The 14,122-nt window shown below is 43.1% G+C and carries 11 protein-coding genes; 5 read left to right on the forward strand and 6 right to left on the reverse strand.

Annotated elements, in window-relative coordinates:
- Positions 1–63: 63 nt before the first annotated feature.
- Together FK004_RS08385 and FK004_RS08390 are read right to left on the reverse strand one after the other, a co-directional pair.
- Entirely contained in the window at positions 64–702 is a 639-nt protein-coding gene (locus FK004_RS08385; protein WP_108736863.1) for a response regulator, read from the reverse strand.
- Positions 689–2,698, reverse strand: coding sequence for a sensor histidine kinase (locus tag FK004_RS08390; protein ID WP_108736864.1), 2,010 nt, complete (start codon positions 2,696–2,698; stop codon positions 689–691). Before FK004_RS08390 ends, FK004_RS08385 begins: the two co-directional genes overlap by 14 nt.
- A gap of 249 nt (positions 2,699–2,947) precedes the next feature.
- On the opposite strand from FK004_RS08390, the gene FK004_RS08395 reads away from it, so the two are divergent.
- Positions 2,948–3,448, forward strand: coding sequence for a hypothetical protein (locus FK004_RS08395; protein ID WP_108736865.1), 501 nt, complete (start codon positions 2,948–2,950; stop codon positions 3,446–3,448).
- A gap of 85 nt (positions 3,449–3,533) precedes the next feature.
- Here the strand turns inward: FK004_RS08395 and FK004_RS08400 are convergent, their stop codons facing one another.
- From FK004_RS08400 to FK004_RS08410, 3 genes are all read right to left on the reverse strand, one after another.
- A complete protein-coding gene (locus FK004_RS08400; protein WP_108736866.1) occupies positions 3,534–4,850 on the reverse strand; it encodes a serine hydrolase domain-containing protein in 1,317 nt (438 codons plus the stop codon).
- A 67-nt stretch (positions 4,851–4,917) separates the two neighbouring features.
- Entirely contained in the window at positions 4,918–5,511 is a 594-nt protein-coding gene (locus tag FK004_RS08405; RefSeq protein ID WP_108736867.1) for an HAAS signaling domain-containing protein, read from the reverse strand.
- The gene (locus FK004_RS08410) at positions 5,508–5,843 is read right to left on the reverse strand and encodes a PadR family transcriptional regulator (RefSeq protein WP_108736868.1); all 336 of its coding nucleotides are present in this window, start codon (positions 5,841–5,843) and stop codon (positions 5,508–5,510) included. The genes FK004_RS08405 and FK004_RS08410 overlap by 4 nt, the downstream gene beginning before the upstream one ends.
- Before the next feature lie 670 nt (positions 5,844–6,513).
- Between FK004_RS08410 and FK004_RS19190 the strand changes: the two genes are divergently transcribed.
- The 4 genes from FK004_RS19190 (at position 6,514) to FK004_RS08425 (ending at position 12,291) form a co-directional block, all read left to right on the forward strand.
- Positions 6,514–6,702 carry a hypothetical protein gene (locus FK004_RS19190; RefSeq protein WP_157956060.1) on the forward strand — a complete coding sequence of 63 codons (189 nt, stop codon included), beginning with the start codon at positions 6,514–6,516 and terminating at the stop codon, positions 6,700–6,702.
- A 1-nt stretch (position 6,703) separates the two neighbouring features.
- Complete coding sequence (locus FK004_RS08415) at positions 6,704–7,639, forward strand: efflux RND transporter periplasmic adaptor subunit (protein WP_157956061.1); 936 nt, start codon at positions 6,704–6,706, stop codon at positions 7,637–7,639.
- A 4-nt stretch (positions 7,640–7,643) separates the two neighbouring features.
- Positions 7,644–10,802, forward strand: a complete 3,159-nt coding sequence (locus tag FK004_RS08420) for an efflux RND transporter permease subunit (RefSeq protein ID WP_108736870.1) — start codon at positions 7,644–7,646, stop codon at positions 10,800–10,802.
- Between the two features lie 94 nt (positions 10,803–10,896).
- A complete protein-coding gene (locus FK004_RS08425; RefSeq protein WP_108736871.1) occupies positions 10,897–12,291 on the forward strand; it encodes an efflux transporter outer membrane subunit in 1,395 nt (464 codons plus the stop codon).
- Positions 12,292–12,350: 59 nt separating this feature from the next.
- On the opposite strand, the gene FK004_RS08430 is transcribed toward FK004_RS08425, so the two are convergent.
- Positions 12,351–14,120: a RagB/SusD family nutrient uptake outer membrane protein gene (locus tag FK004_RS08430; RefSeq protein WP_108736872.1), complete on the reverse strand. Its 1,770-nt coding sequence runs from the start codon at positions 14,118–14,120 to the stop codon at positions 12,351–12,353.
- Between the last annotated feature and the right edge of the window lie 2 nt (positions 14,121–14,122).

A 14,122-nucleotide genomic window follows, 5' to 3' on the forward strand; every position in this document is an offset into this window, starting at 1 on the left:
TAATAGCCCTGTTTATATATATAGTGTAAATAGAACACGAAAAATCTGAAAAAGTATGTGAATCTAGATCATCCCATGCTGGTTGGCAATTGCGACCAGTTCGGCTACATTTTTAGCCTTGCATTTTTGTAATATATTCTTGCGGTGGGTGTCTACGGTGAGGGCACTCAGGCAAAGCTCTTCTGCAATCTTGATACTGGTTTTCCCTTCGCCCAATAGTTTTAAAATTTCGGATTCCCTTTTTGTCAGTTTCGGGAATTCCTGGATTTCATTTTTTAAGGGTTTGCTGATGATGACTTTGACCTCGTTGCAAAACGCAATATTCCCCATGCTGACCTGTTTGATCCCATTGCTGAGTTCTTCCAGTGATGCATTTTTGAGCATGTAGCCACTGGCACCATTTTGTAAGGATTGCATGATCATACTCCGTTCCGATCGATTGCTGAGCATGAGTACTGAAGTGGCGGGAGAAATCTCTTTAATGATCTGGCACAACTCAATTCCATTGGTATCGGGTAGTGTGATATCGAGTAATACGACTTCTACCGGATTGGTTTTGACATAGGATACAATTCCGTTTCCGTCCACAAAGCAGGCGATGATACTGAGGTCTTTTTCATTTGCCAGTAACTGCCTGAGGCCCTCAATTACAATAGGGTGGTCGTCGACAATAGCGATGGTAATACTTTTAGGCGTTTCCATGAGTATGTAATTCGATGTTAATAGTCGTTCCTTCTCCCGGTTGGGAGTTGATTTCCAGTTTTCCTTTCAGGTATTCCACCCGGTTCCTGACATTGTGCATTCCCATTCCTTTTTTATCGCGAATGTCTTCCCAACGGAATCCAATTCCATTATCTTCTACCGTAATAAAAAACGTATCATCACTCTGGCTGCATTGCAACAGGATGTTGGTGGATTTGCCATGTTTAATGCTGTTGGAGAGTAATTCCTGTACGATACGATACAGGTTGAGTTGCACTGCAAGGGGAATTCCGGGCTGGATATTATACGTTTGAAGGTCGATGGTCAGCCGGTCGTCCATATAAAATTCACAAAGGTCTTTTAAGGCCGTTTCCAGTCCGAATTTTAGTAGGGATTCCGGCATCAGGTTCCGGGCCACACTTCGTAATTCGCCTACGGAGCGGTCGAGCTGCTGGGTGATTTTATCAAAATCATTTCTTTTTTCCTCGGTCAGGTTTTTGGACGCCCAGCCGGAGAAGTTGATCTTTACACCTGCCAGCATCCCACCAAGCCCATCGTGTAAGTCTTTTGCGATCCTTTCCCGTTCGGTTTCTTCTCCTTCGAGCATGGCTTTGGCAATCTTCAGTTGTTCCTCATGTTCGCGTTTTTGGATTTCCTGCTTGTGGTTGATTTCCTTCTGGCGGATTAATTTTTTATTATTTAGGGAATAACTATAGGAGAATAAAGCGATGATGAGCAGCAGGCAGCAGATACCGCCCAATAGCCAGGAATATTTCCTATTGGTACTGGCAGCAAGAGCCTGTTCGGCTTTCTCGGTTTGTAATGTGCCAATTTCCTTTTCGCTTTCGACATTACGGTACTTGGCTTCCAATGCAGATACGGTTTCCTGTAACCGGACTCCGGAAAGGCTATCACTGAGCGTGCTGTACTTTTTCAACCATTGGTAAGCGGCATCTTTATCACCAATCAGCTCATTTATTTTCATCAGTTCGGCATAGATGGTTTTGGAATTATTGGCATCCTTGGTAATCGTACCTTCCTGTAGCAAATCCATCAGTAGTTTTCGTGCTTCTAGATAGCGTTTTTGGTGCATAAAAGCTTCGTATTTACGAAAGTACAGCATTTGCAGCATTTGCGCCTGATTGTTTTTACGGGCCAGGGCAATACCCCGGTCGGCACTTTTTAAAGCAGCTTCAAAGTTAGCTTTTGAAATAGCATACTGGCATTCGGTAAGTTCATAAAAAGCATAATTGACTGATTCGGGATAAGGAGCCAGGATGGCTTTTGCCCCATCCAGCATTTTTCGGGCTACATCTTTTTTATTGGCATAAATGAGATTGGTCGCTGCCCCGATATACGCCAACAGTAAAGTCGATGATCTCGGGAAATCTTTTTCGAGCAGGTCAATGGCTTTTTGGTTATAATCTTCTGCCTCTTCAAATTTAGCGTTGTACATCAGGATCGTCCCGAATTGGGAATAGTAATGGGCTAATCTTTCTTTGTTACCGGACCTTTGTGCTAATGGAATGGTTTTTTCGGTTAATATTTTCATCACAAAAGGATAGCCTTCTTTGTCTTTGGACATGATTGCATAGTTGTACCATGCCGATGCCTGAAGTACTAAGGCGGCTTTGGTATTGAATTTCGCAAGGGCGATCTGTGCTTTTTTATAGGAAGCTGCGGCTTTTTCTTTGTTCCGGGTCGTATAAAATTGCCCTTCGTAGAAAAAATATTCCGCATTCAGGTAAGGCGAATTCCCGCTGTATTTTTTGGCTTGCTGCAGGTAATAGCGGCCTTTGATGGTGTCTCTAACCCGCCAGTAATCGGCTAACAAATATTGAGCATCTGCTTTCAGGCTGTCGGAAACCTGTGTTTTGATACTGCGGTTTAAACTATCGATATAGGATTTTTCATTGAGGGGTAACATTTGCTGTGCCTGTATGGGTAACGCCTGTAGTACTGTAAAACAAAGAATAAGAAGAAATCGAATGTGCATGTTGCGGATCGTAAATATTTAAGCCACTAAAATAGAGATAGTCTGCCAGAAAAAAAATACCTAAAAACAGGTAGTGCTTTTTACTCCTTTATCGGTATTGTACACAAAGGTAGAAATGGCAATCTTTGAAAATAGAAAGTAATGCCTTACGAAATGGCTCATGCCATCGACTTTTGCTTCTATGGAAGTAGCGGTAGCAGTAGCAGTTTGTAGTGTATAAAAATTGTATAATTAAAAAAGAAAAGCAAAATGAAAAAAGCAGTAAACAAAAAATCAATGATGCAGAAAATGGCACTTTTATTCTGTACTATTTTATTTGGAACCCTTGCAGGTTGCAGTAGTGATGATAGTGGTGACCCTACTGTTACACTTCCAGAAGGTAAAAATATAAAACTGACCCTGACAATGACAGGGGTAACGACAGATGATTTTATTTCTTTTGTGGCTGCCGGTGGTACTCATAACCCGAACCAGACTACAGTCTGGAAATTAAACGGTGTTTCACAACCGGGAGAAACGGCCATAAGCCTGAATAAAAATAGTTTTACAGGTGGTACGACAACGTATGTACTGGAATCAGAAGTACCCATGGCTGCTGTTGCGGTTGGGATGCAGTTTATCGCTACCGCAAATCCTACTCACAGTTTTACCTTCAGTTATAAAGCGGAAGTAAATGGAGTTGTAGTAAAAGAGGAAAATAATGTAACTGTAGCGCCTAATGCCGATTATAGCCACAATTATTCTTATTAATTTACCGTTGTGACACTAAAGTGTTACTGCAGAAAGCCCTGTAAATGTTTATTTACAGGGCTTTTTTAGGTTAGGCTTTTGTTGGTTATTCTTTGTGCAACAGGAATTCACGACCGGATTGTTTCAATGTCATTGATTGGTCGGCATGGAATTCCATTTCGAGCTGGATCGAAGGTTTACTGAATTTGTTTGGGCCGGTTGCCTGCAGTTCAAAAGCAGTTTGCCCGGACGCCTGTGCAGTTAACTTAGTTCCGGATGTGGCAATTTTTATTTTTAGAGGCATGCCTGTGCCGCTGTAAGTTCCTTCAAGGACGGTAAAGGTTCCGGGATCAGGTGTATAGGTGGTATTGAAACTTGGATAGGTATACGGTTGATCATACAGGACATTTAAAACGGCAATAAGATATTGGCTGCTTGTCATTTCCTGGCCATTGAGTATCAGGGTGACTCCCAATTGGTCTTTGGGATTATAGGCTACAATCGTGTGGCTGCCATACGTGTCACCTCCATGACCGTAAAAAGTCTGTTCCATAAAAGGGAATTGCATCTGTCCGCTCCCGAATCGGTTTTTGGCTACCGGCTGCATAATGGCGAGGCTTTTGGCACTAATCAGTTTGTTGGAATACAGCGCCTGCATAAACGTATTCATATCTTCGGGCGTAGATACCACATCACCCACTCCGGCCACATTGGGGAAATAGAATTCTTTGATTTCTTCCCAGGCCATTCCGTATCGGAAGGATTTTGCTACCCCTTTGTTAGAATCGCCTACGGCTATTGACCGGGTATGCTGAAGGTGTAAAGGTTTTATAATTTGTTGTTCCAGGATGGCTTTGTAGCTTTTGCGGTATTTTTTTTCCAATATTTTGGTAAGCAGAAAATACCCTGTGTTGGAATAACGGACACTATCACCGGGTTGAAAAGCGACGCCCTGTCTTTTGATCTCACTGAAAATTGCACTTTCGGTAACAGGCTCTGTAAGCCAATACATCAGGCTGTCATTTTTGAAAACATAATCTTTTAAACCGCTTTTGTGCGATAGCAAATCGATAATGCTGATGTTTTTTGCATTAGGAACCTCCGGGAAATAATTCGCGATTTTCTCGTCCAGTTGTAGTTTTTTGGCATCTACCAGTTGGTAGATCAGAGTAGCGGTCAGCATTTTGGTTACTGATCCGATATGATAATTCACAGGCGTTTGGTCTTCCGGTTTAAGTTTCTTTTGTCCAAATTGTTTAGAGTAGATTGTTGTACCGCCTTTTGCGATGGTAATATTTCCGATGCCCTGGTTGTTTTTTTCAAGATAGCTGATCAGACTGTCTATTTTTTTGGTGTTGTTATCCTGGCTGTAAGTAGTTAGTGTGAGTAAGCTCAGTACAAAAAGGAAGAATTGATTTTTCATTGGATTTGATTTTTGATTGATTGATGATTGCGTTACCTAGTATAACGATGTTTGAGGCTAATTTTTTTTACTTGAGGTATTGTCTTTTGAGGCGAAGCCCGAAAGTTATGGCAAAATAGAGGACAATAACTGTGAGTAGCATTACCGGGATAAACCAGTTGCCAAGCATTTCGTTTACATTTGGATTTTCTGTTGTGGCAGTAGTATTGTAGCCAAAATAGAAGAAACGTGATTCTTTATAAAACATCCCTACCCTTTTAGGATCGAACAGTTTGGCCCCTATCAAAAAAATAAATGCGAAGAGCATCAGGTACAATATACTGAAGATCAAATAGGAAATTCCATTGGTGATATTGAGTGCCAATGCTTTAAAAACATGCACCGGATTGAAGGTTTTGGTGGCCTGATTGAGTTTCCGGCGGGCTACCATTGGTAATAATACCTGTTCCGGAGCACCAAGATTTTGTAATATGGCTAACAGTCGGTCGGTTTCAGCTTCGTTGGTCGGCTGCTGTAACGATTCATAGATATGGCTGTTGAATTCCATCAGTATGTCATTCCGGTCTTCGGCAGAAAGGCTGGTTGTCATCCGTTCAATACGCCTGATATAATCCTCGTAAATTTTTGAGGCCGTTTTGTTTTTAAAGGTTATTCGTTTCATTTTGTTATTTTTTGAATGGATGCACCGAGTTCGTTCCAGAATATCTTCATTTCCGCTAACGTTTTTTCTCCTGTGCTGGTGAGTGTATAATATTTTCTCGGGATACCGGAGGGTTGTTCTACCCATTTGGAAGTGACTAACTCATCATCTTTCAGCCGGTTTAGCAAGGGATACAAAGTACCTTCTGCTATGGTCAGTGTGGTGTGCCGGGTAACCTGTTCAATGAGTTCATAACCATAAAACTCATTGTCTTTTAACAGGTTGAGCAGGATAAAAGCCAATGTGCCTTTTTTGACCTGCGATTTCCATTTTTGTACAAATTCGTTGTTCATGGGACAAATATAACTAAATACATAGTATAACAATGTACTTAGTTTACAGATTTATTTATTTTTTATTAAAATGTAGCGCTTGTAATTTTATCTGATGCCATAATGATATTGTAATAGAGTGTATTATGGTTTTATATAGCTAATAAATGGTTTAGAAATTTATCTATAATAAATAACCTTTATAGTGGGATAATTAATTAAACAAGTAATTAGTTGTTTAATTGAAGCTAATGCTTAATTTTGCCCTCGATAAACGGAATCAAGTGCTGTTTATCACTATAGTTTTAGTGTAACATGTGATCCTAATATCCTGAATATGCCATTTGAAAAGCCCATATCCGAAATCCATCCTATCGGCGATCCGCCCTGCAACAATCCTGTTTATTTGATTCCGTACTGGAATGTACTTTGGAAACCTTACTTATAGGATGAAGCAATCGCTGTCGTTTTTCCGGCACCTGATCCTATTCCCCATTTAGAACTATCGAAATTGTTTTTTAAGACTCCCAGCCAGGATACCTGGATTGTGGAGCGGGGATATGCATGCGTAAAATTTAAATCATTCAATATTTTTTTACAGATGAAACAGCAAGATTACTAACACATTACAGTAGGTACATACTACCGATACGTCCCAAGTGGGGATATAATTTTAATAAATAAATACATAATGAAAAATACTATTATGACAGCACTCCTGGGAGGAGTGTTATGTATGGTTTCCTGTGAATCCAAGAAAACAATGCCGGCAGAAAGTCCCGGTACTTATCCCGTACTGACTTTAAGTCCGCAAAGTGCGGCACTGTCAATCGAATATCCGGCCACTTTGGAAGGAGCAAACGGTAGAAATCCGTTCTAAAGTGGATGGTTATATCGAAGCGGTATATATTGAGGAAGGTGCACTCGTAAAAAAAGGACAGCCTTTATTTAAAATAGATGCCAATAGTTTTCAACAAGATGTTTACCATAAAAAAGCTGCGGTAGCTGCAGCAGAAGCCGGTTTAGAAACCGCCAGTATCCAGGCACAACGTACGGCAGTGCTGGCAGCTCAAAAGATTGTCAACTCTTTTGAACTTACAGCTGCAAAAAATACGGAACGCATGAAAAAAGCAGAACTGAGCCAGGCCAGGGCAGAACTTTCTGCAGCCCAATCAAAACTGGCGTTTACCAATATCGTGAGCCCTATCAATGGTGTAGTGGGAAGTTTACCCTATAAAATAGGTAGCCTGGTCAGCAGTACTTCACCCAACGCGCTGACTACCGTGGCCAATACGCAACGGATCTATGCCTATTTTTCCCTGAGCCAGCAACAGTTGAATGCTTTTTTACAGCAATACCAGGGCAACCAGGTACACGATAAGTTTAAAAACATGCCAGAAGTATCCCTGATTTTAGGGCAAGGAGAGCCGTATGCCATGAAAGGTAAAATACAAACCTTAAGTGGAGTGCTGAATGCCAGTACGGGATCGGCCAATTTTAAAGCGGTATTCCCTAATCCGGATGGATTGTTATGGAGCGGTGCCAGTGCTACGATCCAGATTCCTACCCAATTTTCTGCTGCCTTGTTGATTCCTAAAAAAGCAGTGTTTGAACTGCAGGGCAAATATTTTGTCTTTACAACAGATGCAGCCAACAAAGTGCATACTACTGAAATAATAATTATGGAAACGGCTACCGAAAAAGACTATGTAATCCGGGAAGGACTGAAGGCTGGTGACCGTATTGTGACCGAAGGCCTGGGTAATTTAAGAGACGGTATGGTTATCAATCTACAAGTTACTTCATCAAATAAATAAAGACATGTTAAAAAAATTCATTGAAAATCCGGTTTTGTCTACGGTCATATCGGTCATCATAGTGATTCTCGGATTGTTGGGATTATTCTCGTTGCCGGTTTCACAATATCCGGAAATCGCACCACCCACTGTTGTTGTAACGGCTGCCTATCAGGGTGCCAATGCGGATGTAGTGATGAAAAGTGTAATCGTTCCGTTGGAAGAGCAGATCAATGGGGTCGAGAACATGACCTACATGACCTCAACCGCAAGTAATAATGGTAGTGCAGCAATTACCATCTTCTTTAAACAGGGCACTGATCCCGATATGGCAGCGGTAAATGTCCAGAATCGGGTAACCAAAGCCACAAGCCTGTTGCCCGCCGAAGTCATTAAAGCCGGAATTACAACGAGCAAGCAGCTCAGTAGTACAGCATTTAGTTTTTTGATCTATAGTACTGATGGGAAATACGACCAGAAGTTCCTCGATAATTATTTGCGGATCAATATCATGCCGCAGATGAAACGTGTGGAAGGCGTAGGAGGAACCGAGATTTATGGTACTCAGGAATATTCGATGCGGATCTGGCTGAAACCGGATGCTATGGCCAGCCATGGACTGATTCCTGCCGATATTATTGCAGCACTGCAGGAACAGAATATCGAAGCAGCTCCTGGAAAAATAGGAGAGAACAGCCGGGAGTCGGTACAGTATGCCTTAAAGTTTACCGGGCGTCTGGAAGACCCCACTCAGTTTGAAAATATCATATTACGTAGTGGTAAGCAGGGGAATTTACTCCGCCTGAAAGATGTTGCCCAGATTGAATTTGGTGCTTTAGATTACACCAGTTCACTGATTACACAGGGGAAAGTATCGACCGGTGGCTCTGTGAGCCAGATTTCTGGTTCCAATGCACGGGAGCTGATTATTGCCTGTGAAACGATACTAAAAGAAGCCGCGGTAGATTTTCCACCCGGAGTGGAATACCATACTTTTTTGAGTGCGAATGATTTCCTGGATGCTTCGATCGAAAAAGTAATCCATACGATTATTGAAGCCTTTATATTGGTTTTTATCGTTGTCTTTATTTTCCTTCAGGACTTACGATCAACACTGATTCCGGCTATTGCAGTACCGGTAGCGATTATTGGAACGTTCTTTTTTCTGAAACTTTTTGGCTTTACGATCAATCTGTTAACGCTTTTTGCTTTGGTGCTGGCGATCGGGATTGTCGTGGATGATGCCATTGTGGTAGTGGAAGCGGTACATGCGAAACTCGACCAGGGGGCACAATCGGCTAAAAAAGCAACCATGCACGCTATGAGTGAAATCAGTGGGGCTATCATTTCCATTACGCTGATTATGTCTGCTGTATTTATTCCGGTAACTTTTATCACCGGTTCTGCGGGTGTATTTTACAAGCAGTTTGGACTGACCTTAGCCGTAGCGATTGTTATCTCGGCAGTGAACGCCCTGACGTTAAGCCCTGCGCTTTGTGCCTTACTGCTAAAACCGCATGCTCCCGGTCATGCTCCGAAGCCCAAAGGGTTCCTGCCAAAATTTTATGCGGGGTTTAATGCGGCCTTTGATGCAGTAACCCATAAGTACATCGGTGCTGTGCGGTTCCTGATCCGAAGAAAATGGATTGCTTTGGCTGGGATTGCAGCTTTTGGGCTGTTATTTTTTGTACTGATCAAAAATACGCCTACGGGATTTGTACCGAATGATGATGGAGGGGCAATTTATGGGAATGTAGTATTGCCACCAGCAGCAACTTTAGAACGTACCGAAGCGATTAACAAGGAGGTTGATAGTATTGTCCTCAGCATTCCTGAAGTAGAACTTTCTTCCACCTTGTCGGGAATGGACCTGATCCATGGAGCCGGAGGTTCGTATGGCGCGTTATTTATCCGGCTGAAACCCTGGAATGAACGTACTAAAAAAGATCAGGATGTTACGGCGATTGTCAATCAGTTATTTGCCAAAACGGCCCATATAAAGGGCGCCAATATCATCTTTTTTGCCGCTCCTACCTTACAGGGATTCGGAAACAGCAATGGTTTTGAAGTACAGTTACAGGACAAAACCGGAGGGGATTATGTCAACTTTGAGAAAAACATCGACAAGTTTATGGGCGCTTTGAATAAACGTCCGGAAATACTCTATGCAACCAATCCTTTTAATATCCGGTTTCCCGAGTTGGAAGTAAGTGTCAATGTGGCTAAATGTAAAGATGCCGGGGTGTCGGTACAGACTGTTTTAACGACCTTACAAGGTTATTTTGGGGGAATTTATGCTTCGGATATCAATAAATTCGGAAAACAATACCGGGTAATGCTGCAGTCACATGCTGATTTCAGGGCGAAAGAAGAAGATATCAATAAAGTTTTTGTCCGAACTGATGCGGGAATGATGGCACCGATAGGTGAATTTGTAACGCTGCGAAAAACGTATGGCCCGGAATTTATCAACCGTTTTAACCTGTTTACTTCTACGACGGTTACCGGGGCGCCCAATGAAGGGTACAGTTCGGGTGATGCGATCAAAGCTATTGAAGAAGTAGCAGCCCAAACGTTAGACCGCGGATATGCTTACGAGTTTTCGGGACTGACCCGGGAAGAACTGTCCAGTGGGAATCAGACGGTATTGATTTTTGGGCTTTGCCTGCTCTTTATTTATTTCCTGCTGAGCGCGCAATATAAGAGTTACATCTTGCCGCTTTCGGTACTGCTTTCGCTGCCCATAGGGTTGGCCGGGGCATTTGTGTTTGCCAAATTGTTTGGGATTGATAATAATATTTTCCTGCAGATCAGCCTCATTATGCTGATTGGTTTACTGGCTAAAAATGCGATCCTGATTGTGGAATTTGCACTCCTGCACCGCCTGAGTGGCAGGAGTATTGTCCAGTCGGCTATTTATGGGGCAAAAGCACGGTTGCGGCCAATCCTGATGACTTCGTTTGCCTTTATTTTCGGATTGATTCCGCTTATGCTGGCTACAGGTGCAGGTGCACTCAGCAATCGGTCTATTGGTACGGCAGCTGTAGGAGGAATGCTTATTGGGACACTCTTTGGGGTTTTCGTAATCCCGGTGCTCTTTATCATTTTCCAATCCTTACAGGAAAAAGTCAGCGGGATTAAAGCACCAACGCATCCCATACGCCTACAGCAAGAAGAAGTATAAAACTAAAAAAGGGAACAGCATGCAGCAACTGTAACGTTGTTGCGTGCCCACTACCAAAAGCTCTGGAAATACGGGCTTTAATACAGGATAAACGATGAAAAAATATAATTATAAATTACTAATTACCCTATTGGTAATGGCAGGCCTGTTCGCTTCATGCAGGGTCACAAAAAAGTATGCAGCACCCAAGGCTGTCGTTCCGGAGAATTACCGGGAAACAGTAGTTACCGATACGCTTACCATGGCGACGATGCCGTGGAAGGAAGTATTTACCGATACGGTATTGCAGCGATTGATCGGGCAGGGATTAGCAGCGAATGCAGATTTGAAAATTGCTGTGGAACGGATCAACCAGTCCAAAGCGAGCCTGAGGATGAGCAAAAATGCTTTCCTGCCTTCACTAAATGGTACGGTATCGGTTAAAGAATCCCGACTTGCTTATCCGCAGGGATTCGGACTTTTTAAACAGGCTACCCAATACGATCTTGGCCTGAATACGGGTTGGGAAATTGATATCTGGGGAAAGCTGAGCAGTGGGAAACGGGCTGCTGTAGCGGATCTGCTGGGCAGTGATGCTGCAAAACGCGCTATAGAAACACAGCTCATTGCAGATATTGCCCATTATTATTATGAACTGCTGTCATTGGATGCCCAACTGGATGTAACCCAAAAAACGGCAGCCAACAGAGCGGCAGATGCGAAGGCGATTGCATTGCTTTTTGAGAATTCCATTTTGAATGGTGTGGCTGTGGTACAAAGTGAAGCGAACTATTATGAAGCAGAACTGGATATCCCGGACCTGTTACAGAAAATACGGAAAACGGAAAATGCTTTAGCGGTACTGCTGGGACAAACTCCCGAAGCAATCGGGCGGACTACGATAGCAGAGCAACAATTGGTATATGACCTGAAACCTGGTATTCCGGCACAACTGCTGGCCAATCGCCCGGATGTCCAGGAAGCGGAATATAATTTCAGGGCTTCTTTTGAAAATACCAATGTGGCCCGGGCTTCTTTTTATCCGGCTCTTGCGATTACCGGGGCTGGAGGATTTTCGAGTTTTGGGCTTAGCAACTGGTTTACAAATACCGGGCTTTTCGGGAATATTGCCGGGGGGTTAACCCAGTCCATCTTTAATAGAGGCAGTAATAAAGCACAGCTAAATATTGCGGCGTCCAGGCAAAAGCAAGCGTTGTATGCCTTTGAATTGTCATTGCTGAAAGCCAGTCAGGAAGTGTCAGACGCCTTGTCCAGTTACCAGAATGCCGAAGCGAAAAGTATAACCCGTAAAAAACAATTGGAAGCACTTACAAAAGCGGTCACTTTTAATAAAGAACTCCTTAATAACAACCGAAATACCAACTATACCGACGTACTGACGGCAGAACAAAATCTGTTGAAAGCCCAATTGAAGGGGATTACCGACCAGGCCCAGCAATTGCATGCTGTGGTGAGTTTGTACCGGGCACTCGGTGGGGGATGGAACTAAATATTAGAATGTTTTGCAAATAAAAAAACGGCTGTCTTACTGAGACAGCCGTTTTCGTATTAATACCCTTGATTTTGGGAAAATCCTTTGGTGACATCCATGGTCTCCTGTGGGATTGGGAATACCCTTCGGTACGGGGGAGAGGCAGGTTTTGCCGAAAAAGGCAGGTCGTACTTTCCGAAACGGATCATCTGAGGGCGACGGTACATTTCCCAATACATTTCAAATCCTAATTCTTTATATAATGTGGCAGCATCCAATGATCCTATTGGTGTACCGGGAACATTGCCAAACAGGGCTTCTCTTGTTCTGCTCGTGCGCAAAATATTGACGTCGGCTAAAGCAAGTCCGGTTTGTCCTTTGCGGAAATAGGCTTCGGCCCTCATGGTATAAATTCCTCCCAAACGGTATAATGGAATATCTACATTACTGGATCCATTCCCTTCTTCCGGGTCAAATTCAAATTTGAATACACGAACTCCACGATTGATCTGGTTTTGTGCAAAAATCGCTTGGGATGGGTTGTCGAAATTCAGTGCCGGTGTGAAGTTCATCGGTGTAGCACTGCTTTTTTCCATGAACAGTTCGGATACTTTAATACGGTTGTCCGGGGTCATCTCAAAATTACCGGAGCTGGTTAGTTTAGGTCCGTATTGTGGCCCTTCCATCAGACCGAAATTAAAATGAAACCAAGGCAGGCCTCCGCTGTTGGGTACGATATCACTTGCAGGAACACTGGTGGTCGTGGCATTATTCATGAACCAGGTACCGTCACTGTATTGAACATAACGGTGGAATCTCGGGTCATTATGGTTTCCTTCCCAACTCGCATAAAATTCAGGAGTGGTACAGGCCGCATTTGTACCACGGTTGGCTGGTGAAGTTCTTTGGTTCCGTTCCATAGAAACATAAGCAAAATCATTATCTCCATTGCGGATGTAATCAATTTTCTGAACGACAACAAAAATAAGTTCTGATCCACCGGAATTGTCAATAGAGAAATTCTTGAAGTAATTGCTCTCCAGGCTGAATTTACCGGAATCTGTCAGTAGCGAAGTATAATAGATAACACGGTCCATATCGGTACCGGTGCCACTTACAGCAGGCTCATTGAAATTAAATGTAGAACCTGCATTGTACCGGTCTTTGAATACGGCACGGTTGAGGTACATCGTACTTAGCAATCCATAGGCTGCTTCTTTGGTAAAACGGCCATTGTGGGTGGACTGCTGTCCCAGTTCGGCTAAATCCGGAAGTAAGGCTTCTACTTCCAATATCAGGTTATCAATAGCGGTATCAGCATGCAATATCTGTATGGGAGCATTGGTAGAATAGGGATCGCGAAAGGGTGCCTGGCCAAATAAATCCAATGTTGTATAGGTATAATAGGCTAATAGCCCTTTGGCTTCCGCTAATAATAATGTTTTTTGTTCGGTATTGCTTTCACTGATGCTTTTTATGGCGGTCAGGGAACGCGTGATCCCGTTGGTAAGCATGTTCCAGTTACTGGTCACGATAGCATTGTCAGGCCCCCAGGTGAATTCATGCATGGAGCGCCATTTACCACCATCTCCCCAGTCACTACCGCGGGTGGGTAACATGGCAACATCGGAAGTATATTCCTGTAAGGCAAACACACCACCGTGGTCTACAAATGTACCATCGCCCAAACGGTCATACGCTGCAGCCAGGGCTCCGGCAGGATTGGCAACTTCACCACCCAGGACTTCGTCTAAAACTACCTCATCCAGGTTGGTACAACCGGCAAAAAATAAGGATAGTGACGCTATAGTGATCGTTCTGATATTCAGTATTCTATTTGATTTCATGA

Source organism: Flavobacterium kingsejongi (assembly GCF_003076475.1).
Taxonomy (GTDB): domain Bacteria; phylum Bacteroidota; class Bacteroidia; order Flavobacteriales; family Flavobacteriaceae; genus Flavobacterium; species Flavobacterium kingsejongi.

Excerpts from the sequence above, each read along its gene's own strand:
- FK004_RS08395 (WP_108736865.1), top strand. The coding sequence starts at position 2,948 with ATGAAAAAAGCAGTAAACAAAAAATCAATGATGCAGAAAATGGCACTT.
- FK004_RS08430 (WP_108736872.1), bottom strand. The coding sequence starts at position 14,120 with ATGAAATCAAATAGAATACTGAATATCAGAACGATCACTATAGCGTCA.
- FK004_RS08405 (WP_108736867.1), bottom strand. The coding sequence starts at position 5,511 with ATGAAACGAATAACCTTTAAAAACAAAACGGCCTCAAAAATTTACGAG.
- FK004_RS19190 (WP_157956060.1), top strand. The coding sequence starts at position 6,514 with ATGAAAAATACTATTATGACAGCACTCCTGGGAGGAGTGTTATGTATG.
- FK004_RS08400 (WP_108736866.1), bottom strand. The coding sequence starts at position 4,850 with ATGAAAAATCAATTCTTCCTTTTTGTACTGAGCTTACTCACACTAACT.
- FK004_RS08410 (WP_108736868.1), bottom strand. The coding sequence starts at position 5,843 with ATGAACAACGAATTTGTACAAAAATGGAAATCGCAGGTCAAAAAAGGC.
- FK004_RS08420 (WP_108736870.1), top strand. The coding sequence starts at position 7,644 with ATGTTAAAAAAATTCATTGAAAATCCGGTTTTGTCTACGGTCATATCG.
- FK004_RS08425 (WP_108736871.1), top strand. The coding sequence starts at position 10,897 with ATGAAAAAATATAATTATAAATTACTAATTACCCTATTGGTAATGGCA.
- FK004_RS08385 (WP_108736863.1), bottom strand. The coding sequence starts at position 702 with ATGGAAACGCCTAAAAGTATTACCATCGCTATTGTCGACGACCACCCT.
- FK004_RS08390 (WP_108736864.1), bottom strand. The coding sequence starts at position 2,698 with ATGCACATTCGATTTCTTCTTATTCTTTGTTTTACAGTACTACAGGCG.